22 protein-coding genes are annotated in these 21,262 nt (G+C 73.7%); 6 read left to right on the forward strand and 16 right to left on the reverse strand.

Features of this window, described 5'->3' with window-relative positions:
• The first annotated feature begins 69 nt into the window (after positions 1-69).
• From ABD296_RS12505 to ABD296_RS12515, 3 genes are all read left to right on the forward strand, one after another.
• Positions 70-294, forward strand: coding sequence for a DUF6158 family protein (locus ABD296_RS12505; protein WP_344265282.1), 225 nt, complete (start codon positions 70-72; stop codon positions 292-294).
• A 214-nt stretch (positions 295-508) separates the two neighbouring features.
• A complete protein-coding gene (locus tag ABD296_RS12510; RefSeq protein ID WP_344265285.1) occupies positions 509-1,387 on the forward strand; it encodes a VanW family protein in 879 nt (292 codons plus the stop codon).
• 44 nt (positions 1,388-1,431) lie between these two features.
• Positions 1,432-1,974, forward strand: a complete 543-nt coding sequence (locus tag ABD296_RS12515; protein ID WP_344265288.1) for a YceI family protein — start codon at positions 1,432-1,434, stop codon at positions 1,972-1,974.
• An 8-nt stretch (positions 1,975-1,982) separates the two neighbouring features.
• Here ABD296_RS12515 and ABD296_RS12520 read toward each other — a convergent pair whose 3' ends face one another.
• The 6 genes from ABD296_RS12520 to ABD296_RS12545 are packed head-to-tail and all read right to left on the reverse strand — an operon-like array spanning position 1,983 to position 7,109.
• Positions 1,983-2,768: a hypothetical protein gene (locus ABD296_RS12520; RefSeq protein WP_344265291.1), complete on the reverse strand. Its 786-nt coding sequence runs from the start codon at positions 2,766-2,768 to the stop codon at positions 1,983-1,985.
• Positions 2,765-3,889 carry a glycosyltransferase family 4 protein gene (locus tag ABD296_RS12525; RefSeq protein ID WP_344265294.1) on the reverse strand — a complete coding sequence of 375 codons (1,125 nt, stop codon included), beginning with the start codon at positions 3,887-3,889 and terminating at the stop codon, positions 2,765-2,767. The genes ABD296_RS12520 and ABD296_RS12525 overlap by 4 nt, the downstream gene beginning before the upstream one ends.
• Positions 3,889-4,242: a hypothetical protein gene (locus tag ABD296_RS12530; protein WP_344265297.1), complete on the reverse strand. Its 354-nt coding sequence runs from the start codon at positions 4,240-4,242 to the stop codon at positions 3,889-3,891. The genes ABD296_RS12525 and ABD296_RS12530 overlap by 1 nt, the downstream gene beginning before the upstream one ends.
• A complete protein-coding gene (locus ABD296_RS12535; RefSeq protein WP_344265300.1) occupies positions 4,239-4,964 on the reverse strand; it encodes a hypothetical protein in 726 nt (241 codons plus the stop codon). Before ABD296_RS12535 ends, ABD296_RS12530 begins: the two co-directional genes overlap by 4 nt.
• Before the next feature lie 13 nt (positions 4,965-4,977).
• A complete protein-coding gene (locus tag ABD296_RS12540; protein WP_344265302.1) occupies positions 4,978-6,141 on the reverse strand; it encodes a glycosyltransferase family 4 protein in 1,164 nt (387 codons plus the stop codon).
• Positions 6,138-7,109 (reverse strand): NAD-dependent epimerase/dehydratase family protein, encoded by a 972-nt coding sequence (locus ABD296_RS12545; RefSeq protein ID WP_344265304.1) that lies wholly within the window; start codon positions 7,107-7,109, stop codon positions 6,138-6,140. Before ABD296_RS12545 ends, ABD296_RS12540 begins: the two co-directional genes overlap by 4 nt.
• A gap of 139 nt (positions 7,110-7,248) precedes the next feature.
• On the opposite strand from ABD296_RS12545, the gene ABD296_RS12550 reads away from it, so the two are divergent.
• Together ABD296_RS12550 and ABD296_RS12555 are read left to right on the forward strand one after the other, a co-directional pair.
• Positions 7,249-7,809 (forward strand): RNA polymerase sigma factor, encoded by a 561-nt coding sequence (locus tag ABD296_RS12550; protein ID WP_344265306.1) that lies wholly within the window; start codon positions 7,249-7,251, stop codon positions 7,807-7,809.
• On the forward strand, positions 7,806-8,774 hold the full coding sequence (locus tag ABD296_RS12555) for a CU044_5270 family protein (RefSeq protein WP_344265309.1): 969 nt from the start codon (positions 7,806-7,808) through the stop codon (positions 8,772-8,774). The genes ABD296_RS12550 and ABD296_RS12555 overlap by 4 nt, the downstream gene beginning before the upstream one ends.
• A gap of 30 nt (positions 8,775-8,804) precedes the next feature.
• Here the strand turns inward: ABD296_RS12555 and ABD296_RS12560 are convergent, their stop codons facing one another.
• The 3 genes from ABD296_RS12560 to ABD296_RS12570 form a co-directional block, all read right to left on the reverse strand.
• Complete coding sequence (locus ABD296_RS12560) at positions 8,805-10,448, reverse strand: ABC-F family ATP-binding cassette domain-containing protein (protein WP_344265312.1); 1,644 nt, start codon at positions 10,446-10,448, stop codon at positions 8,805-8,807.
• Positions 10,449-10,532: 84 nt separating this feature from the next.
• Entirely contained in the window at positions 10,533-10,958 is a 426-nt protein-coding gene (locus ABD296_RS12565; protein WP_344265357.1) for a VOC family protein, read from the reverse strand.
• A gap of 64 nt (positions 10,959-11,022) precedes the next feature.
• Positions 11,023-12,720 carry a proline--tRNA ligase gene (locus ABD296_RS12570; protein WP_344265315.1) on the reverse strand — a complete coding sequence of 566 codons (1,698 nt, stop codon included), beginning with the start codon at positions 12,718-12,720 and terminating at the stop codon, positions 11,023-11,025.
• 59 nt (positions 12,721-12,779) lie between these two features.
• On the opposite strand from ABD296_RS12570, the gene proS reads away from it, so the two are divergent.
• Positions 12,780-14,228 carry a proline--tRNA ligase gene (gene proS, locus ABD296_RS12575; RefSeq protein WP_344265318.1) on the forward strand — a complete coding sequence of 483 codons (1,449 nt, stop codon included), beginning with the start codon at positions 12,780-12,782 and terminating at the stop codon, positions 14,226-14,228.
• A 22-nt stretch (positions 14,229-14,250) separates the two neighbouring features.
• Here the strand turns inward: proS and ABD296_RS12580 are convergent, their stop codons facing one another.
• From ABD296_RS12580 to ABD296_RS12610, 7 genes are all read right to left on the reverse strand, one after another.
• A complete protein-coding gene (locus ABD296_RS12580) occupies positions 14,251-14,757 on the reverse strand; it encodes a DUF6328 family protein (RefSeq protein ID WP_344265321.1) in 507 nt (168 codons plus the stop codon).
• 62 nt (positions 14,758-14,819) lie between these two features.
• A complete protein-coding gene (locus tag ABD296_RS12585; protein ID WP_344265324.1) occupies positions 14,820-16,949 on the reverse strand; it encodes a SpoIIE family protein phosphatase in 2,130 nt (709 codons plus the stop codon).
• 132 nt (positions 16,950-17,081) lie between these two features.
• A complete protein-coding gene (locus ABD296_RS12590) occupies positions 17,082-17,975 on the reverse strand; it encodes an ANTAR domain-containing protein (RefSeq protein WP_344265327.1) in 894 nt (297 codons plus the stop codon).
• 97 nt (positions 17,976-18,072) lie between these two features.
• Positions 18,073-18,498, reverse strand: a complete 426-nt coding sequence (locus ABD296_RS12595; protein WP_344265329.1) for a CBS domain-containing protein — start codon at positions 18,496-18,498, stop codon at positions 18,073-18,075.
• A 156-nt stretch (positions 18,499-18,654) separates the two neighbouring features.
• Positions 18,655-19,035 (reverse strand): SSI family serine proteinase inhibitor, encoded by a 381-nt coding sequence (locus ABD296_RS12600; protein ID WP_344265331.1) that lies wholly within the window; start codon positions 19,033-19,035, stop codon positions 18,655-18,657.
• A gap of 140 nt (positions 19,036-19,175) precedes the next feature.
• On the reverse strand, positions 19,176-19,838 hold the full coding sequence (locus tag ABD296_RS12605; RefSeq protein ID WP_344265333.1) for a sigma-70 family RNA polymerase sigma factor: 663 nt from the start codon (positions 19,836-19,838) through the stop codon (positions 19,176-19,178).
• A gap of 486 nt (positions 19,839-20,324) precedes the next feature.
• Positions 20,325-21,098: a TetR/AcrR family transcriptional regulator gene (locus ABD296_RS12610; RefSeq protein ID WP_344265336.1), complete on the reverse strand. Its 774-nt coding sequence runs from the start codon at positions 21,096-21,098 to the stop codon at positions 20,325-20,327.
• Positions 21,099-21,262 lie beyond the last annotated feature (164 nt).

The following is a 21,262-nucleotide window of genomic DNA, read 5'->3' on the forward strand; positions in this document are numbered from 1 at the left end:
GGCCCGGATTCGCCGCCCGGTGACCGGGTAGGGGACCGGACGCCCGCGAACCACTGGAGGAGGTACCGCATGGCGATGGGAGTCAGCCCCGCCGAGCTCACCGACGACGACCTGCTCCGTGAGCTGGGGCACCTGTACGAGACCCGGATGGAGGCGCTCCGGCACGCCCCCGACCAGGCCTACGCCGAGCACACCCAGCGGATGGCCCAGATGGAGGCCGAGTACCTGCGAAGGCGCCCGGCCCGCGAGATCGACCCGCTGCGCCTGCGCGAGGGTGCCCGCGCCCGTTCGTAAAGGGAAGCCGCCCCGTCAGGGGCGCCGTCGCCCGGCCGTTCCGCGCCATCGGCCGGGCGTCCGGCATGCCCGCCGCCGGGCTCAGCGTCGTCCTTCGGGCTCGTGTTCGTGTTCTTCCGGCAAAGGCGGGGGTGTCGCCCGTGAGAGGGGAGGAGGGTGCGGTGCCAGGATCCTGACGGGCGAGGAAGCCCGGGATCCTCGGGGGGTGTGATCTGTGGGGCGGACTCGGCGTGGGCGGTGGTACGGACGGGCCCGCGCGGCCGAGCCGGGGCTGGGGGAGTGCGTCCGGCGCTGGTGGCCGTTCGCGGTCGGCGCGCTGGCCGCGACAGGGCTGCTCCTCGGCGCGTACCTGTGGGCTCCCCGCAAGTCGGGCGCATCGGTCGCCGCCCCTGGGGCGGTTCCCCGCGATGCCGCGCGGCCGGACGCCGGCGTCCCGTTCGCACGTCCGATGGCGTCCTACACGACCCGGTTCCAGCCGGGGCAGCCGCGCGTCCGCAACATCGAGCTGGCCGCGCAGGCCCTCGACGGGCAGGTGGTGCGGCCGGGCGCGACGTTCTCCTTCAACAAGGTCGTCGGGCCGCGGACGCGGCGCCTCGGCTACGTCCCGGCGCCCGCGATCATGGGGTCGCGGCTGGTGAAGGACGTGGGCGGCGGCATCTGCCAGGTCTCCACGACCCTGTTCAACGCGGTGTTCCGCGCGGGGCTCGATATCCGGAAGTCGCGCGCGCACACCATGTGGATGCCGGAGTACCCGGAAGGGCGCGAGGCGGCGGTGGCGTATCCGAACCTCGACTTCACCTGGAAGAACGACACGCGGGCACCGGTGCGCATCCAGGTCGGCTACACGGGGGACTCGCTGACGGTGAGCCTGTGGGGGCACCGCAGGTACGAGGTCCGGTCGCGGACGTCGAAGCGGTACGGGTTCTCGTCGTACGAGACGGGCGTGGGGCGCGGGCACCGGTGCGTCCCGATGGCGGGCCGGAAGGGCTTCAAGATCGACGTGTGGCGGACGCTGCTCGCCGCCGGCCGCCAGGTGCGCCAGGAGAAGTTCCACACCGAGTACCGCCCGCAGCCCGAGGTGACCTGCCTGTAGCCCCTCGGCGGGTTCGGACGGCGCCCACGTGGCAGTGTGAAGGTATGACCGTTCGAGAGGGAACCTACGAACTGGGCCCCGGTGACGGGCGGCTGCTGCTCCGGACGAGCCGCAGCGGCCTCGGCCGGCGCGCCGGCCACGACCTGACCATCGAGGCGACCCGCTGGACGGCGGAGGCGACGGTCCGCGAGCCGCTGGAGGAGTCGTCCGCCAAGGTGGTCGTCGTGGTCGACGGCCTGGAGGTGCGGGAGGGCACCGGCGGCGTGAAGCCGCTGTCGGACCGGGACCGCCAGGACATCGCGGAGAACCTCTGCAAGGTCCTGGACGCCCGCCGCCATCCGGAGATCACCTTCACCTCGACCGGGATCTCCGCGTCCGCCGGGGAGGTCGAGGGCGACCTGACCATCATGGGCACGACGAAGCCGATCCGGGTCCGCGCCGAGCTCGAGGACGACCGGGTGCGCGGCGGCGCCACCGTGCAGCAGACCCGATGGGGGGTCAAACCGTACACGGCGTTCTTCGGCGCGCTCCGCCTCGCCGACGAGGTCGAGATCGAGTTCGACCTCCGCCTGCGCGACGCCGGCTGAAGCTCCGGTCAGCGCGCCCGGGCGGGGGCCCGGGCGCGGGTGGCGCGGGTGTACTGGTCGTCAAGGGTGCGAGGGAACGGCAGGATCCGGTGCCGGTCCTGCCAGGGCGCGAACTGCCGGACGGCGTTGAACCCGCCGGCGGTGACGACCCGCTCGACGCCCGGCCCGGGCGGGCAGGCGGGGTAGGCGTCCAGGTGGGCGACGCCGGGCGGCAGGCCGTCCGGGCGGCGGGGCGAGATGAGCGTCAGCGGAGGGCTCGCGCCCTCCATGGCCGCCATGTCCCGCGCGTAGGCGAGGAGTTCGAGCGTCTCGGCGTCCGGGCCGCTGTGGACGATCACCCAGCCGTGGACGTCCAGCGGCTCGCACGGCGGGTCGGCCAGCGTCAGGGTCGCGACCTCGTCGGAGACGGCGCGGAGGTGGGCCTCGTGGGCGGGGTCGAGGGGTTCGAGGAGGAACGTCCGGTCGAAGCGGGGCGCGTCGCCGGGGAGGAGCAGCCGGTAGGCGTCCCAGCGCAGCAGCCGTGCCAGATGCGTGACGCGGATACCGGACGGTATTCGGGTGAGCTCGCCCTTGAGGCCGGCGGGGAAGGCGTCCACGACCAGCTCGTCCGGCGCGAGCGCGGCCAGGTCGGCGGACGCGGGCCGCACCGTCCAGCCGGACGAGACGCGCGGGTCGGCGGCGAACGGCGAGTCCGACAGGACGACGACCTCGTCGTCCACCGCCAGGGTGTGCAGGAACGAGCGGAGCCGGGTCAGGTGCCCGAGCCCGCCGCCGCGCGCGTAGCAGGCGATCAACGCACCTCGCCGAGGACGGCGAGGTACCCGGCGGTCTCGGCGGCCGGGGTGAAGTCGCGGGCGATCCGCTCGGCGCCCGCCGCGCCCAGCGCCGCCAGCTCCTTGTCGCCCGCCCGCGCCGCCCGGTCGATCGCGGTGCGGCACGCGTGCGCGTCGCCGGCCGGGAAGGCGAAGCCGATCGCGTCGTCCGCGACGTCCGCGAGGCCGCCCGCGTCCGAGCAGATCAGCGGGACGCCGAGCGCCGCCGCCTCCAGCGCCACGTTCGGCATCCCGTCGTAGAACGACGGCAGCGCGGCCAGGTCGCAGCTCGCGTACACGGCGGGCAGGTCGTAGCGCTCCAGGAACGGCAGGAACGAGTGGGGAACGGAGTCCTTGCGCTCGGCGAGCCAGGCCGTCACGGTCTCCTCGACCTCGCCGACGAGCACCAGGTGGAACCGGTCGGCATGCCCGGAGGCGACGAGCGCGTCCAGGAAGAACCCGACGCCCTTCTTGTTCTTCAGCTGGCCGATGATCCCGATCGTCCGGCGTCCCGGCTCCACGTTCCCCGCCCGCCAGGCGCGCCCGCGCTCGCGTTCGGACGGCAGGATCCGCCACTGCGCGGTGTCGACGCTGTTCGCCACGAACGTCACCGCGGCGTCCGGGGCCAGCGCCCGCACCAGCGGCGTGTGGTTGCGCGCGACCACGCAGACCCGCGCCGACGCGCGCAGCGCGTCCGCCAGGACGCCGCGCCGCCGCATCGAGAAGACGCCGACGTCGATGTCGTTGCCGCGCAGCAGCGTGATCAGCGGCGCGTCCACCAGCCGGGCGAGGACGGGCGCGGCGAGCATCGAGTACGTGCCGCCGAACGCGACGACGTGCGTGTACGCGCCGGTGAGGTCCTCGGCGGTCAGCGTCGTCCACAGCCGGCGCAGCGCGTGCTCGGGGTCGTCGCCGAGCGGCGCGGTCAGCAGCCGCCCGCCGTGCTCGCGCGTCACCGCCCAGGGCCGCTCGCGCCGGGTCAGGTGCGCGACGTCCACCTCGGCCCCGGCGCCGCGCAGCCCCCGGACGATCCGGTCGCACGAGTTGGCCATCCCGCCCTGGCTCGGCGGATAGTGCTCCGTCACCCACAGGACACGCGCCATCAGCTGTCCACGAACCCGGTGTCGCCGTCCGGCCCGAAGTCGCCTTCCCCGTACGAGTAGTCGTCGCCGGGGTTGAAGGCGCCGCGGTCGTAGGAGTCGAACGACGAGTACCACTGGTTGTCGTAGTACGTCTGCGAGCTGCTCTCGTAGTACCTGCGCCGGTAGCCGCTCGCGAAGGACGGGTCGTACGGGTCGGGCGGCCCGCCGGCCTGCGCGACGCAGCTCGGGCAGTACCCGCCCTGCACCGCGTGCTCGGCGCAGACGGGACGCCCGCATCCCGGGCACGCCGCCACGGCGGCCCGCCCGCAGCGGCCGAGCAGGAAGAACCCGGTGGTCACGGTGCAGCGCGTCACTGCGCCCTCCTCACAGGCGTTCCGGGCGGGGTCCAGCGGAACGGCTCCGTCGACACGTGCAGGATCCGCTCGCGCAGCTCGTCGTCCTGCAGCGGCCCGCGCAGCTTGGCGTTCGCGCGGATGGTGACCCGGTTCCCCTGCTTCACCTGCACCCGGACCCACCGCGGCGGCGGGGTGCCGGGCCGCTGCGGGACCGCCTGCTTGCCGAGCCGCCGCGTCACGCTGACCAGCTGCACCGTCTTCGTCTTGTGCTTGTGCTTGATCTTGCCGCGCGGGTTGCGCTTGCGGAACTTGCGGTGTCGTATCCGGTCGGTCACCGACAGCTCCACGACGCTGCCGTCCCGCAGCTCGGCGCGCATCCGCAGCCAGGGATCGAAGACGAACCACTCCGTCATCGACAGGATCGGCCGCCTCACCTGCACCTGCCGCGGCGTCCCCATCTTCTCCGGGGTCTCGCCCCGCATGTCCAGCGCGACCGACAGCAGGCCCTCCGGCGGCATGTCCGCCGCTAGGACGCGTAGCATCGGCACCAGGACCTGCGACGTGCGCGGGGTGAGCCGCCACCTGCGCCGCTTCACCACGTCCGCGTGCCGCGCGAGGCTCTGGATGACCGGCTCCCACTGGTCGCGCGGCAGCGAAACCGAGAAGCCATGCTCCAGGACCAGCGCCCTGTGCAGCGGGTGGAACCCCTCGATGGCCGCGCGTTGCTTGCGCCAGAACATGACGACACCCCACCTATCGGTCTGACGGCGCGATCGTACGGTAGACCTCGGCCAGCCGGGCGCGTGACCGCGTCCAGGTGAGGGCCTCCGCCACCCTGGCCCGGGCCCGCGCGCCCATCGCGGCCGCCTCGCCCGGGTACTCCAGCATGATCCGGACGGCCCGCGCCAGCTCCGCCGGACGGTCCGCCGGGACCAGCCGCCCGTGCTCCCCGTCCGCCATCAGCTCGCGGACCGCAGGCAGGTCCGAGGCGACGACCGGCACCCCGGCCGCCATCGACTCGATCACCTTCAGCGGCGCGCACCCCTGGTCGAGGTTGCGGGCGCAGCCGGTCAGCGGCGCCACCGACACCTCGGCGTGCGCCAGCCACGCGGCGACCTCGGGGTGCGGCAGCGCGAACCGCCAGTCGAGCCGGTCCGCCACACCGAGGCGTTCCGCCAGCCGCCGCACCGGCTTCGCCCGCCGCTCCGGGACGGACGAGCAGATCACCAGCCGCAGGTCATCGAGGTCGCCGAGCCGCGCGAACGCGCGGAGCAGCACGTCGAGGCCCTGCCACGGCTGGAGCGCCCCGACGTAGACGATGTACCGGGCGGGTGCGCCGGCCGGCCGCGCCGTCTCGCCCGGAAGGTCGGCGCCGTTCGGAACCAGGTGCACCTTCCCCTCCGGCGCCCCGAGCCTCCGGACGGCCTCGCCGATCACGCGCGACGGCACCACGACCGCCTCGCTGCGCTCCAGGCAGAAGCGCTCCAGTTCGCGGATCTTGCCGAGCGTCGCCGGCGACGCCCACGGCCAGGTATGGCTCATCTCGATGGACGGCAGCCCGTTCACCTCGAAGACCACCGGGTATCTCCGGCCGTCCAGGGTGAGCGCGGGCAGCGCGCTCCACGGATCGCGGACGTGCACGATCTCCAGGCCGTCCGCGTGCTCCTTCAGGACCGCCGCCGCCCACGCCGAGAACGCCTCGGCGCGGTCGATGAGGTTCGGGATCTGCTCCCCGAACCTGACGATCTCGCGGTTCCCCTCCTGCTGGCGACCGGGCAGGTCGCCGCCGCCGATGGCGCCGAGCAGGCCGCCGCCGAACCGCTCGAAGAGCTCGTCCGCCATCTGCGCGATGTGCACCGCCGACCCCTTGCCGGACGGGAAGCGGTCGAACGCGAAATAGGCCGCGCGGTGCCTCATCCGACGGCCACCTCCGCCGTCCGGACGCGCTGCGCCCGGTGCCAGGCGATCTGGTCGGCGAGGCCGTCCGCCAGCCCCGTCCGGGCCGTCCAGCCGAGCAGCCGTCCCGCGCGCTCGCAGTCCGCCCAGGTCAGCGCCGCGTCGCCCGCCACCGGCGCCTCCCGCCGGATCTCCGGGCGGACGTCCAGCACGTCCGCCAGCACCCCGATCGCCGCCCGCACCGCCACCGGTTCGCGATGGCCGACATTGATGGCGACGCCCGGCGGCAGATCCTCGACGGCCGCCGCCAGCGTCGCCGCCACCACGTCCCGCACGTGCGTGAACGACCGCGATGCACGGCCGTCCCCGAAGACCGGCAGCGGACGCCCGTCCAGCGCCGCCTCCACGAAACGGTGGAACGCCATGTCGGGCCGCTGCCGGGGGCCGTAGACCGAGAAGTATCTGAGTACCACCGTGCGGAGGCCGTTCTCCGCCGCAAGGCCCGCGAGCCGCTCGACCTCCACCTTGCTGGCCGCGTAGGGGCTCGCCGGGGCGAGCGGATCGTCCTCCCGGTTCGGCCGGTGCCCCGCCGACCCGTACACCGACGAGCTCGACGCGACCACCACCCGCGGGCGCAGCCGCGCCGGGCGCCGCGCGCACGCCTCCAGCAGCCGCGCCGTCGCCAGCACGTTGTCGCGCTCCGCCGCCGCGCGCCCGCCGCCCCACGAACTGCGCACGCCCGGCCGCCCCGCGAGATGGACGACGACGTCGGCCGCGGCGACCGCGTCGAGATCGTCCACCGCCAGGTCCCTTTCCAGCGCCGTGACGCCCGGCCGCGCCGCCACCTCGTCCCACGCGCGCCGCGTCGGCTCCGGTGTCGGCGACCTCCCGGGCGCGTCGACGGCGAGGACCTCGTGCCCGGCGCCCGACAGCGCGTCGGCCACATGGCTCCCGATGAATCCCGCCGCCCCCGTCACCACCACCCGCACGCGGGCACCCTATCCATCCCGCCGCGTTCTTGGACAGATCCCCAGGAGTGCACTGACCAGCCAAGATCGATCAAGGTGTAGGCGAAGCGGCCCTGCCGGACATCTCTGAGCGACACCGACCCGAGAGAAGGGAGCCGGCGTGCCGGATCCAGACGGGGGATTCACCCGGTTGTGGGACTCGCACTACGACGATGTGCTCAGGTACGCGGCGCGTCGGATCGACCACGAGACGGCCCGGGACATCGCCGCCGAAACGTTCTTGGTCGCCTGGCGGCGGCGCGGCGACATCCCGCCCGACCGCCCGTTCCCATGGCTGCTGAACGTCGCCCGCAACGTGCTCGCCAACGAGATGCGGAGCCGCCGCCGGCGCACCCGGCTGTGGGACCGGCTGCGCGGCGACGGCCCGCGCGCCCCCGCCCCCGACGCAGCGTCCGGCCTCGCCGAAGGCGGCCGCATAGCCGCCGCGCTGCGCCGCCTGTCCGAACGCGACCGCGAGGTCCTCCGGCTCGTCGGCTGGGACGGCCTCGACGCCCGGGACGCGGCGACCGCGGCGGGCTGCTCGGTCAAGACGTTCTCCGTGCGCCTGCACCGCGCCCGGCGCCGCCTGACCGCCGCCCTCGCCGAGATCGACGCCCGCACCGAGATCGACGCCGACCGCCCCGCGCCCGCCGCCCCGCTGCAAAGGAGCCCCCAGGTATGAACGACGTCCAGGAAGTCCGCCGCATCATGTCCCCGGCCGACCCGTGCCCGCCCGGCGCCTTCGACGGCGCCGCTCACGACCCGGCCGGACGCGCCGGCTACGAGCGGATCACGGCGTCCGCGGCCCGCCGTCCGGGGCCGTCCCGCCGGACGGCCTTCCGCCTCGTCGCCGCCGGCGGCGTCGCCGGGACGCTCGCCCTGGGCGCGGTCGTCGCCACCGGCGGCGGAGACGGGCACCGTCCGGCGCCGTCCGCCGCCCCGATGACCGAGACGCAGCGGGTGCTCAACGTCGCCGCGACGTCCGCGCTGAAGCAGCCGTTCACCGCGCCGCGCCCCGGCCAGTGGGTCTACACCGAGACCCGTTACTGGCGCAGTGACGTCTTCGGGAAGGGGACGGTCGTCAAGGCGGGTTCGCCGCTCAAGAAGACGGTCGACCGCGACTGGACCCGCGCGGACGGCAGACTCGGGGCGGAGTACCGGAACGGCCGGCTGATCACGGTGCCCACGGGCGGGGCGCTGCCGCCGACCGACTACGCCACCGTCTCCAAGCTGCCCGCCGACCCGGACGCCCTGCTGGCCTGGGCCCGCAGGAGCACCCGGCCCGGCGCCCGCGAGGGCGGTGTCTTCGACCTCCTCGGGTCGCTGCTGCTGGGCAACGGCGCCATCCCGCCCGCGCAGACCGCCGCGGCCTACCGCGCCATGGCGAAGATCCCCGGAGTCACGGTGGACAGGTCCGCCAAGGACGGCCTGGGCCACCGGGCGCTGTCGGTCGCGCTGGTCGAGGAGGGCTGGATCAGGAAGGAGGTCCTCCTCGACCCGGTCGGTTACGCCTACCGGGGCCACCGGGCGATCGTCGTGAAGGACAAGACGATGCCGGACGGCGGGCGCTTCCTGAAGGGCGCCGTCGAGAGCTACTCCGTCCGGATGGCCGCAGGCGTCGTGGACCGTCCCGGTCAGCGTCCCTGACCCTCCGCCAATGGGGCCGAGGTCGCCCGGTCAGCGCGGCCGGGCGACCCTCGCCTCGTTCCAGACCGGCTCCGGGGCCTCGTAGACCGAACCGTCCGCGCCGAACACCAGGAAGCGGTCGAAGGAACGGGCGAACCAGCGGTCGTGGGTCACCGCGAGGACGGTCCCCTCGTACGACTCCAGGCCCTCCTGCAACGCCTCCGCGCTGGCCAGGTCGAGGTTGTCGGTCGGCTCGTCCAGCAGCAGGAGCGTCGCGCCGCCGAGCTCCAGCAGCAGGATCTGCAACCGCGCCTGCTGCCCGCCCGACAGTGTCCCGAACGGCTGCTCGGCGCAGAACTGGAGCTCGTACCGCGCGAGCGCGTTCATCGCGTCGTTGCGCAGCCGCGCGTGCTCGGTCATGACGATCTCGCACGGCGTGCGCCCCGCCAGGTCGGGACGCGCGTGCGTCTGCGCGAACAGCCCCGGCACCACTCGCGCGCCGAGCCGGGCGACCCCGGTGTGCTCCACCGGACGCGCCGGGGTCGCGCCCCGCGGCAGCACCTCCGCCACCGCGGCGAGCAGCCGCAGGAAGTGCGACTTCCCCGAGCCGTTCGAGCCGAGCACCGCGACGCGCTCGCCGAACCAGACCTCCGCGTCGAACGGCCGCATCAACCCGGTCAGCTCCAGGCCTTCACAGATCACCGACCGCTTCCCGGTGCGGCCGCCGCGCAGGCGCATCTTCAGGCTCTGGTCGCGGGGCGGCGCCTCCGGCGGCCCCGCCTCCTCGAACTTGCGCAGCCGGGTCTGCGCCGCCCGGTACCGCGACGCGAAACCGTCGTTGACCGTGGCCTTCACCTTCAGGGTGTTGACGAGCTCCTTGAGCTTCGCGTGCTCCTCGTCCCAGCGCCGCCGCAGCTCCTCCAGCCGCTCGTTGCGGTCCCGGCGGGCCGCCGCGTACGTCGAGAACCGGCCGCCGTGGATCCACACCCGGCCCGCCTCGACGGTCACGATCCGGTCGGCGCAGCGGTCGAGCAGCTCGCGGTCGTGCGAGACCACCAGCACGGTCTTGGCCGTCTCCCGCAGCCGCTCCTCGAGCCACTGCTTGCCCGGCACGTCCAGGTAGTTGTCCGGCTCGTCCAGCAGCAGGACCTCGTCGGGGCCGCGCAGCAGCGCTTCGAGGGCGAGGCGTTTCTGCTCGCCGCCCGACAGCGTCCGCGTCTCCCGCCACCGGCACCCGTCGTAGGGGATGCCGAGGGCCGCAACGCAGCAGGCGTCCCAGAGCACCTCGATCTCGTAGCCGCCCGCGTCGCCCCAGCCCGCGAGAGCGGTCGCGTATCTCAGCTGGGTCGGCTCGTCGTCGCGCTCCATCATGGCCAGCTCGGCGGCCTCCACCGCCGCGGCCGCCTCCCGCACCCGCGGCGGCGCCACCGACAGCAGCAGGTCGTGCACGGACGACTCGTCCCGCACGTTGCCGATGAACTGCCGCATCACGCCGAGCCCGCCGCTGTGCGCGACCGTCCCGTCCTGCGGCGTCAGGTCCCCGGCGACCAGCCGGAGCAGTGTCGTCTTCCCGGCCCCGTTCGGCCCGACGAGCGCCGCCGTGACCCCGTCGCCGACCCGGAACGACACGTCGTCCAGCAGCACCCGCCCGTCGGGCAGCGCATGGCTGACATGCCCGACCTCCACGTGACCCACAGTGACCCCTCGCCCTTGAGAACCCCCGCCGAGTCTCCGGAAGGCGCGGCGCCCCCGTCAAACCGATTTCCGGGCCGCTCGGCCCTAGCGGAGCTCTTCGGCCAGGGCGATGATGACGCCCTCGGGGCCGCGGACGTAGCAGAGCCGGTAGGCGTCCTCGTACTGCACCACCTCGTGCACGAGTTCGGCGCCGTGGCCGCGCAGCCGGGCGATGACGTCGTCGATGTCCTCGACGGCGAACATGATGCTGCGGAATCCCAGCGTGTTCGGCGGCGGGACCGCCGGCTCGGCGCTCAACGCGGCCGGCGCGTGGAACTTCGTCAGCTCGATCTTGCCGTGCCCGTCCGGGGTCCGCATCATGGCGATCCGGGTGCGGACGCCGTCGATCCCGTTGAGCCGGTCGACCGCGGGCCCCTCGAGCGGCGCCTCGCCCTCCAGCTCCATGCCGAGCTCGACGAAGAACGCCTTCGCGGCCTCGATGTCGTCGACGACGAGGCTCACGTGGTCCATCCGCTTGATCGTCATGCCCCGAGCATAGGGAGCGGACGCCCGGCCGCACCGGAGAACCGCGACGTCAGGCGGTGCCCAGGAGCGTCCGGACGTGCGCGGCGGCCGCGTCCAGCGGGACCTTCTCAGTGTCGCCGGTGGCCCGGACGGTCACCTCCGCCACGCCCTCGGCGAGCCCGCGGCGGCCGACCGTGACGCGGTACGGGATGCCGGTCAGCTCCACGTCGCGGAACTTCACCCCGGCGCGCTCGGCCCGGTCGTCGATCACGGCGTCCACGCCGGAGTCCCGGAGGGCGGTGTAGATCGCCTCGGCCGCCGCCGCCACGTCCGCGTCGTCGGACTGGGCGATCACCACGGCGACCTGGAACGGCGCCACGGCGACCGGCCAGACGATCCCGCGCTCGTCGTGGTGGGTCTCCACGATCGCGGCCATGGCCCGCTCGATGCCGATGCCGTAGCTGCCCATCACGACCGGCACCCGCTTGCCGCCGGGGTCGAGGACCTCGGCGCCGAGGGCGCGGGCGTAGCGGTCGCCGAGCTTGAAGATGTGCCCGATCTCGATCGCCCGGACGATCTCCAGCGGCTCGCCGCAGCGCGGGCACGGCTCGCCGGCGGCGACCTCGCGCAGGTCCGCCCAGGTGCCGACGGTGATGTCGCGGGCGACGTCGACACCGCGCAGGTGCATGTCGTCGATGTTCGCGCCGGTGAACATGTCCCGGCGGCCGCGCAGCGCCTCGTCCGCGATCACCGGGAGCGCCACGCCGACCGCGCCGAGGCTGCCGGGCAGGGCGCCGAGGGCCGCCTGGATCTCCGCCGGCTCGGCGGCGCGGATCTCGGCGGCGCCGGTCGCGTCCACGAGCTTCTGCTCGTTGAGCGCATGGTCGCCGCGCAGCAGCACGAGCGTGAGCGTGCCGTCCAGGATGTAGACGAGCGTCTTGATCTGCCGGTCGCCGGGCGCGTCGTAGGCGCGGAGGTCGTCGATGGTGCGGACGCCGGGCGTGGCGAAGCGCTCGGGCGCGGGCAGGCCGGGGCCGTCGGACGCGGGCGGCAGCGCGGACGTGGCGCGCTCGATGTTCGCCGCGTACCCGCAGGCGGGGGAGTGGGCCACCAGATCCTCGCCGACGTCGGCGGGGCACATGAACTCGGTGGACCCGGCGCCGCCCATGGTGCCGCTGGACGCCTCGCACGCCAGCGCCGGCAGCCCCAGCCGCGCGAAGATCCGCGTGTAGGCGCCGTGGTAGGCGTCGAACGAGGCGTCCAGGCCGGCGCGGTCGATGTCGAAGCTGTAGGCGTCCTTCATGGTGAACTCGCGCGTGCGCATGAGGCCGCCCTTGGGACGCGGCTCGTCCCGGAACTTCGTCTGGAACTGGTACCACTGCTGCGGCAGCTGCTTGTAGGAGTTCAGCTCGCGGGCGACGGTCGCGAAGATCTCCTCGTGGGTCATCCCGAGCGCGTGGTCGGCGCCGCGGCGGTCCTTCAGCCGGAACATCTCCTGGCCCATCAGCTCCCACCGGCCCGACCGCCGCCACGGTTCCGCCGGGTGCAGCGCGGGCAGCAGCATCTCCTGCGCGCCGATCGCGTCCATCTCCTGCCGGACGATCTCGATGATCTTCGCCCGGACGCGGACGGCGAGCGGCAGCAGGCTGTAGTGGCCGGCCGTCAGCTGCCGGACATAACCGGCGCGCAGCAGCAGCCGGTGGCTCGGCGCGTCCGCCTCGGCGGGGTCGTCGCGGAGCGTGGGCGCGAACATCTGGGACCAGCGCATTCACGCGAGGGTAGCGAAGCGGCCCTAGCCCATGCCGCCTGTCAGTACCCTTGTTCGCTGTGAGTCGAGAAGGTGTGACGCCGCAGAGCGAGGATTTCTCCGCCTGGTACAACGAGCTGGTCGTGCAGGCCCAGCTCGTGGACCGCGGGCCCGTTCGCGGCACGATGGTCATCCGCCCGTACGGTTACCGGGTGTGGGAGCTGCTCCAGGCCGACCTGGACCGGCGCATCAAGGACGCGGGGCACGACAACGCCTGCTTCCCGATGCTGATCCCGGAGTCCTACTTCAAGCGCGAGGCCGAGCACGTCGAGGGCTTCTCCCCGGAGCTGGCGGTCGTGACGATCGCGGGTGGCAAGGAGCTGGAGGAGCCGCTGGTCATGCGGCCGACCTCCGAGACCGTCATCGGCGAGTACATGGCCAAGTGGATCGACTCGCACCGCGACCTGCCGCTGCTGCTGAACCAGTGGGCGAACGTGGTCCGCTGGGAGATGCGCCCGCGGATGTTCCTGCGCACCACCGAGTTCCTCTGGCAGGAGGGCCACACCGCGCACATCGACGAGGGCGACGCGATGCGCGAGACGATGTGGGCGCTGGACACCTACGCCGCCGTGGCGCGCGAGCTCGCGGCGATCCCGGTGATCGCGGGGGAGAAGACGCCCGGCGAGCGGTTCGCCGGCGCCGTCCGCACCTACACGATCGAGGGCATGATGCGCGACGGCCGGGCCCTGCAGGCCGGCACGTCGCACTACCTCGGCACGAACTTCGCCAAGGCGTTCGAGATCCAGTACCAGGACGAGGCGGGCAAGCTGACCCTGGCGCACACCACGTCCTGGGGCATGAGCACCCGCATGATCGGCGGCATGATCATGACGCACGGGGACGACAAGGGCCTCGTGCTGCCGCCGCGCCTCGCCCCCTACCAGGTGGTGATCGTCCCGATCGGGCGCAAGGAGCAGGGCGAGCAGGCCGCCGCCGAGGCGCGCCGGCTCGGCCAGGCGATCAAGTCGATGGGCATCCGCGTGCACGTCGACGACAACCGCCCGCAGCTGTCGCCCGGGTTCAAGTTCAACGAGTGGGAGATGCGCGGCGTCCCGGTCCGCATCGAGCTCGGCAAGCGCGACATCGAGGGCGGCGTCGCGACCGTCGTCCGGCGCCTCCCGGTCGTCGAGGGCCAGGGCAAGGAGCAGATCCCGCTGGAGAAGGTGCCGGAGGTGCTGCCCGGGATCCTCGCCGAGTTCCAGTCGTTCCTGCTGGCCCGGGCCGAGACGTTCCGCGAGGACCGCACCGCCGACGTGGACGGCTGGGACGCGTTCACCGCGCAGGTCGCCTCCGGCTGGGCCCGCGCCTTCCACTGCGGCCGCACCGCCTGCGAGGACGAGATCAAGGCCGAGACCGCGGCGACGCCCCGCGTCATCCCGGCCGAGGCGCCCGAGGAGAGCGGCACGTGCGTCAAGTGCGGGCAGCCGTCCGCCTACGGCAAGCGCGTGATCTTCGGCAAGGCGTACTGACCCCTTCCGGGCGGCCGCGCGGTCAGGACTCCCCGTCCTCCTCCGCGCGGCCGTTCGCCGCCAGCCGGGTCAGGTAGGGCTGCACGAACCACGCCCACCCGCACAGCGCCAGGACGGCCACCGCCGTGCCGACCGCCGCCGTGTCCACCGCGAGCGTCTGCACGATCAGCGTGGTGGACGCGGTGATCGACACCGCCAGCGCGAACGCGCCGAGGATCCCGAACCGGTTCGCGCGGCGGATCAGCAGCGGCTTCTTGTTGAGCTGGAACAGGATCCGGTGCTGGAACACCGGCGCGATGAAGCAGACCGAGGCGAGCGCCGCCCCGAACAGCGCCACGTAGAACAGCGCCTTCCCGGCCTCGTCCACCTGCGGCCATCCCCTGGAGAACGGGACGGTCAGCAGGAAGGCGAACAGCACCTGCACGCCCGTGGTGGCCACCCGGAAGCCCTGGAGCAGTTCCATCAGCTGCCGGTCGAGCCGCTCGTGCTCGGTCTCGTTGCGCGGTTTGGACGAGGGGTCGACGCTCATGAACGCCTCTTACCCGGCAAAACGCCCATCACCACCGGGAACGGGGGCCGGACCACCCGGCCTCAGTCGAGGGTGGCGGCCTCCACCCGGAGCGCGAGCATCGACACGTCGTCGCGCAGGTCCCCGTCGCAGAACTCCAGCAGCGCCTGCTCCACCGCGCCGAGCATGTCCTCCGCACTGCCGCCCGCGCGCCCCGCCAGCGCCTCCAGCAGCCGCTCCTGCCCGAACTCCTGGCGCGAGTGGTCGCACGCCTCCAGCACCCCGTCCGAGTGCAGGATCAGCGTGTCGCCCACACCGAGGTCGATGGTGTCCGCGCCGGCCTCGAAGTCCTCGAACAGGCCGAGCGGCACGCCGCCGCGCGACGCCGACCGGATCACCCCGTCCGCGCGGACGACGATCGCCGGCGGATGGCCGGCCGTGCCCAGTGACACCGTGACCCGGTCGGGGGCCATCTCCAGCCCCGCCATGATCGCGGTGACGAACCGGTCCTCGTCCAGCAGCGCGTCGTTCGCCATGCCGAGGATCTCGCCCGGCCGCGCCTTCCACCGCGCCGCCAGCCGCATGCAGTGCCGCGCCGTCGCCGTCACGGCCGCCGCGTCCTCGCCCTTGCCGCACACGTCGCCGAGGACCAGGCCCCAGCCGTCCCCCACCCGGAACACGTCGTAGAAGTCGCCGCCGACCTCCGCGCCGTGCGTCGCCGTCAGGTAGCGCGCCGCCACCGTCGCCCCCGGGATGGCGGGCAGCGCCCGCGGCAACAGGCTCGCCTGCAGCGAGTCGGCGACCTCGGCGCGGCGGCGGTAGAGCCGCGCCGCCCGGATCACCAGCGCCAGGTAGCGGCCGAGCCGCTGCACGACCCCGAGGTCCATCAGGTCGAACGGCCCGTACTCGCCGCCGGAGGCGAGCGTGATCGCCCCGAGGCACCGCTCGCCGTCCTCCACCGGGACGCTCAGCAGCGACGTCGCGCCGATCTTGGCGCAGATCGGGACGCCGTCGCCGGCCTTCCCCAGCTCCTCCAGGTTCTCCACGTGCGGCCGCAGCGCGCTCTGCCGGGTGGCGAACACGTCGTACGGGAGCGTTCCGGCGGCCGGGTGCAACTCCTGGAGCGTCCGCGCCGCCTCGACGGAGCGCTCATCGTCCGGCCCCATCACGACCTGGCGGTTCAGGACGGGCGCCGCCCCCGCCGCGCCGCCGCCCGGCCCGGAGGGACCGCCGTTCGCGGCGGTCAGGTCGATGAACGCCCAGTCGGCCAGCTCCGCGGCCAGCAGCCGCGCGCACCGCCGGACCGCGACCGTCTCGTTGAAGACCGGCTCGTCCAGCAGCAGCTCGCTGGCGGTGGCCAGCACGTCCATCCGGTGCACGATCGTGGCCACGGCCTCGTCGTCGATGCGGGCCTGCGGCTGCGCCTGCCCGGCCGCCTGCCCGGCCTGTTGCGCCCCGGCCTGCGGCGGCGCCGCCGGCTCGGGCACGCGGGGCGTCCCCTCGTCCGGCCGCCGCGCGGCCCGCTTGCCGCCGTCCTGCTTCGCCGCCGCGGCCCGTCCCGTCCCGCTCGCATCACGCGTGCCCGGGCCGGCCTTGCCCGGCCCGGCCGCGCCCGCGCCGTCGGAGGACGGCCCGGCTGCCGGGGGCTTGGCGGCGCCGGCCGCGACCACCACCATCGGGTCCGGCTCCCCGCGGATCCACACCCGGGCCAGCGTCACGACCGCGTCCACCGGACGCTCCCGGCCCAGGAACCGCACGGGCACCCGCCGCCGCCGTCCCGTCCGCACCACCGCGGCCAGCTGCGAGCGGACGGCCGCGCGGGTCGCCAGGTCGCAGAACGCGGTGAACTGCTTGCCCGAGACGTATCCGGCCGAGGTGCCGAGCAGCTCCGCCGCCTGGCGGTTCGCCCGCCGGACGCTGGTGTTGCGATCCAGCAGGAACAGCGGCACGGGCGCGTCCTGGAAGACCGTCCGCAGCACCCGCCGCTCGTTCTCGGCCGCGTTCGACCCGACCTGCTCGGAGCCCTGCTCGGCGCCGAGGGTGCGCAGCGCCGTCAGCGCCAGCTCCAGTTCCTCCAGGGCCGCGTCCAGGGTGGCGCGCAGGTCCGCCTCGGGCATGCCCGCCGCCTGGCGCAGCGCACCGATGCGCCCCTCGAGGTCCGAGATCTCCCGCACCAGGGACTCGGGTTCGAGCTGATCGGGCTGATCGTGCAACGGGTCTCCCTCTGTGTCCGCGAGGCACGGGTTGAAGATGATCGGCTTCGTGGCTCTGCTCGTTACTGCCGCGGTCTCGGCGACCGCATCTCGCAGCCTATGCCGGTCACCTCCGTGCGACTAGCGCGGGATCTAGGGAAGCCCCTGGTCACCGACGATTCGCTGCGCCAGTGCGGTCAGTTTCACATGCCGGGTCTGGGAGATGCGGCGCATCTCCGCGAACGCCTCGTCCGCGCCGCAGCCGAGGGCGTGCATCAGGATGCCCTTCGCCTGGTCGACGACGGCGCGCGCCTCCACCGCCTCCCGCAGCTGGACGGCGGTCCGGTGCACGTCGTCGTACTGCTGCGCGTTCGACATCGTCGCGGTCCCCTGCGCCATCAGCAGCGAGACCAGCGCGAGCCGGCCGTGCCCCAGCGCCTTGGGCGTCACCCCGTACAGCGTCAGCGTGACCAGCACCGGCGGGTTCAGGTGGGGGGAGGTCGTGAAGCACCGCACACCGCGGCGCAGCATGTCCGACACCGCCTCCGGCCAGCGGGTCTCGACCAGGACGTCGTCGCTCTTCAGCGCGCGGCGGTCCATGACCACGTCGAAGATCGGGCCGTGGCCCCGCGACAGCTGCCGGTCGGTGACCTCGGCGATGTCGGGATGGCTGGCCGCGGCGGCCAGCGGCTCGGGCCGCTCCGCGTCCGGCGACGGGAGCTCGTCCGGCACCGCGTCGCCGGGCTCGTCCGGGTCGGGGGCGTCGGCGAGACGGCGGGAGGTGCCCTGCTGCCTCGGGACGTGCGGGACGTTCAGGGTCCGCGACCCAGGGTCCGGCGCCGCGCCGAGCGCCGCGACCGAGTCGGCCAGGGTCGCCGGCGGCAGCGCCCAGCGGACGCACGCGGCGCCCGCGCAGCCGGGCACGGCGCGCGAAGCCAGCTCGGTCACCCGGTGCAGGGTGCCGACGTCCGACGACTCACCGACGATCCCCAGCCGGGCGATCTCCACGGCGAGCTGGTCGGTGAGCACCGTTTCGGTTGGAGCCACGCTTATGACGTTATCCTGCGCCACGTCATGCCGGGCACCGCCCGGCGCAAGGCCCGTCCGTCCGCCCCGGCCATGTCACTTGTTCCGCGAGGCCTTGTCAGTTGTTCGGCGGGGCCTTGCTGATCTCGGGGAGCGGACTGTCCTTCTGCCCGTTCGCGACCGCGAGGTCGCCGATCGACACGATGCCCACCGGCCGCCGACCGCCGTCCACCACCGGAAGCCGCCGGATGGCCCGTTCGACCATCAGCCGCGCCACCGTCTCGGTGTCGTCCTCCGGGTGCACCGTGCAGAGTTCGGCGGTGCAGACGTCGCCGAGCGGCGTCAGCGACGTGTCGCGGCTCTCCGCGACCGCCCGCACCACGATGTCGCGATCGGTGACCATTCCGCACAGCTGACCGGCGTAGGTGACCAGGACGTCGCCGATCCCCTCGTCCCGCATCACCCGGGCCGCCTCGTACAGCGTCGCGTCCAGCGGCAACACCTGTGGGGCCGGGGTCATGATGTCGCTGACCCTTCGTGGCATCGCGCGCACATCCTCTCGAATAACCGGCGGCTCGCGTGGCCCGTGTGCGCGCCCTACCCACGGTCGGCGCGCCTATGCGGACGGTCTTGATGACCTGGTGCGGCGTCCGCCGGAACGCGAACGGCGCACGCGAACCGTGCACGCGAAGGGCGCACGTCAGAACGCGAAAACGGTGCCGGTGCGGGAGTGCATCACGCAGTCGTTGGCGAAATGGGCATGGAACGAGACCGGGTTGCCGTGCCAGCGGCCTTCCGCCGCCGCGACCACCGGCGCGTAGAGCTGGGTGCACATCCGCCCGTCCGGGACGTGCGCGAACTTCCCGCCCGACCCCTCCAGTTCGGAGCAGGCGCGGGCCGGGTCGGGATGCCGCCCGCCGGGCGGATCGCAGGACAGCGTCACCCCGTGCGTTCCCGACGCGTTGCGGCCCGGGTGCGTCAGCGTCAGCCGGAGGGACGTCTCGCCGTTCTCGTCGTGCGCGTGGACGGTGGGCGAGAGCGCGATCACAGCGCCCGCGATGACGGCGGTGATGTTCGACATGGCTACTCCCGACGGCGGACGGACCGTCGCTCAATGTATCCATGTGACTACGAAACGTGCAGGCGAACGGCCGATCCCGCGGTCACGGGGTAACCGCGGGATCGGGTCCGGGGGGCGTGGGGCGTGGAGCCGGCCGGGGATCAGGCCGCGAGGATGTGGGCGACCCGCTTGTGGTTCGCGAGGGCCTCGCGGAGCTGCTTGCGGCCGCGGTGCAGGCGGGACATCACCGTGCCGATGGGGGTCCCCATCATGTCGGCGATCTCCTTGTAGGCGTAGCCCTCGACGTCGGCGAGGTAGACCGCGTCCCGGAAGTCCTTCGGCAGCGCGCGCAGGGCGTCGACCACCTCCGAGTCGGGGATGCGGTCGAGCGCCTCGGACTCGGCGGACCGGAACCCGGACGAAGACGCCTCGGTCTGCGCGAGCTGCCACTCCTCCAGCTCCTCCGAGCCGGCGCGCTGGGGCTCGCGCTGCTTCTTGCGGTAGGTGTTGATGAAGTTGTTGGTGAGGATCCGGTGCAGCCACGCCTTGAGGTTCGTGCCCTCCTGGAACTGGTGGAAGTTCACGTAGGCCTTGGCCAGGGTCTCCTGGACGAGGTCCTCGGCGTCGGCGCTGTTGCGCGTCATCCGCACGGCGCTGGCGTACAGCGGGTCGGCCAGCGGCAGGACGTCGCGCTCGTAACGCTCGGTCTTCCCCGCCTGCACGTGGCCGTCGATGCGGAGGTCGTTGTCATGGGTGATGCGCGCGGTGTCGTTCACGCGCGTGGTCGCGGCGGTGTTGCGGACGGGCATGGTGACAGCGGTCATCATCGCTCCCCGTGGTCGTGACCCCGTGAAGGGCCGGTTGCTTGCGCGTGCTCGGCGGCACGCGCGTACCGGGCGGAATGACCGCCCCCCGTTCAGGTGGTACGCGCCACCTCTCCCGACGGGTTCGGGCCGGTGTTGGCACGGTCCAGCGAGGCGATCCTCGCAGGTTCGCGCTGGTCTCCCGGGGGGAGATCGTCCGGCGTGGTCGGGGGCCCGGCACCGCGTCGGCGCGGACCGGGAGGCGGGTGCGCGGACCGGCTGTGCCAGGGCGACCCCGGTGTCCGGGACGTCGCGGGTCGTGTTCGGTCAGGCGCATCCACGCTCTGGTGGCTTCCCGATAGGTAAGACGCCTGAAGGGGGGCGAAAGGTTGCGTGGCGTCCGTCACATACGGTGGCGTGTCGGCCGAACCGCGCCTGATGGGGCGCTATAAGGCCCGATTCGGCGGGCCTTTCGCCTTGCGCGGCGGTGGCCGTGGCAGGCCGGGGTCAGGACGGCAGATGCCCCGCCAGCACCGTCCGGACGAGCTGGGCCGCGAACTCCTCGGGGTCGGCGGGGAGCCGGGCGCCGGCCGCGACCGTCTCCGGACCCGCGAGCCGGATCAGGAACGCGTGCTGCTGGCAGCCACCGAGCAGCGCGGCGGCGATGGACGGCAGGGGCGCCCCCTCCGGCAGCCGCCCGGCCCGCTGCTCCGCCTCCAGATAGCCGATCAGCGCGGCGTGGCCGAGGACCGGTCCGGCCGCCGGACCGCCGGGAGGCCCGGACGGCGGCCCGCCGGGGGAGCCGGGCGGGAGGGCCGGATCGATGCCGCGGCCGGTTGTGGTCGCGGCCCGCCGCTGCGCCCGGACGGGCCCGTCCGCGCGCAGCCAGGCGATCAGGTCGGGGTCGGCCAGCACCGGGCCGATCATCGGCAGCAGTTCGCCGTAGAAGCGCACCATGGCGGCGCCCAGCCGGGTGAGGTTGCCCTCGACCGTTCCCTCGCCGGCGGACCCCGCGAGGGCCGCCATCGCGGTCCGCGCGGAGGCGGTGACCTCGCCCAGCGCCGCCGCGAACAGGGCGGTCTTGTTGGCGAAATGGTTGTAGAGGCTGCCCTCGGAGACGCCCGCGCCGCGCGCGATCTCCTTGGTCGTCGCGGCGGTGATCCCGCGCTCCCGGATCACCTCGACCGCCGCCGCGAGGATCCGCTCCCGCATCGGCTCGCCGGCCGACGCCCTGCCCGTCGCCCTGCCCGCCGTCCTGCCTGCAGCCCTGCCCGCCGCCACCGGCGCCTCCTTACCGTCCCGTCGCTGGACAGTAGCACTTCCAGCGTACTGAGTGAGTGCTCACCCGTGCCGAGTTCGCGAGAACAACCGGTGAATGTCCCTCACCCGAGGTAACGTCCCCTTCACCGCGGGTTGCCGGATGCAACGCAGCATCTTCGTCCAGG

It is taken from the genome of Actinomadura napierensis, from assembly GCF_039529375.1.
GTDB classification, from domain to species: domain Bacteria; phylum Actinomycetota; class Actinomycetes; order Streptosporangiales; family Streptosporangiaceae; genus Spirillospora; species Spirillospora napierensis.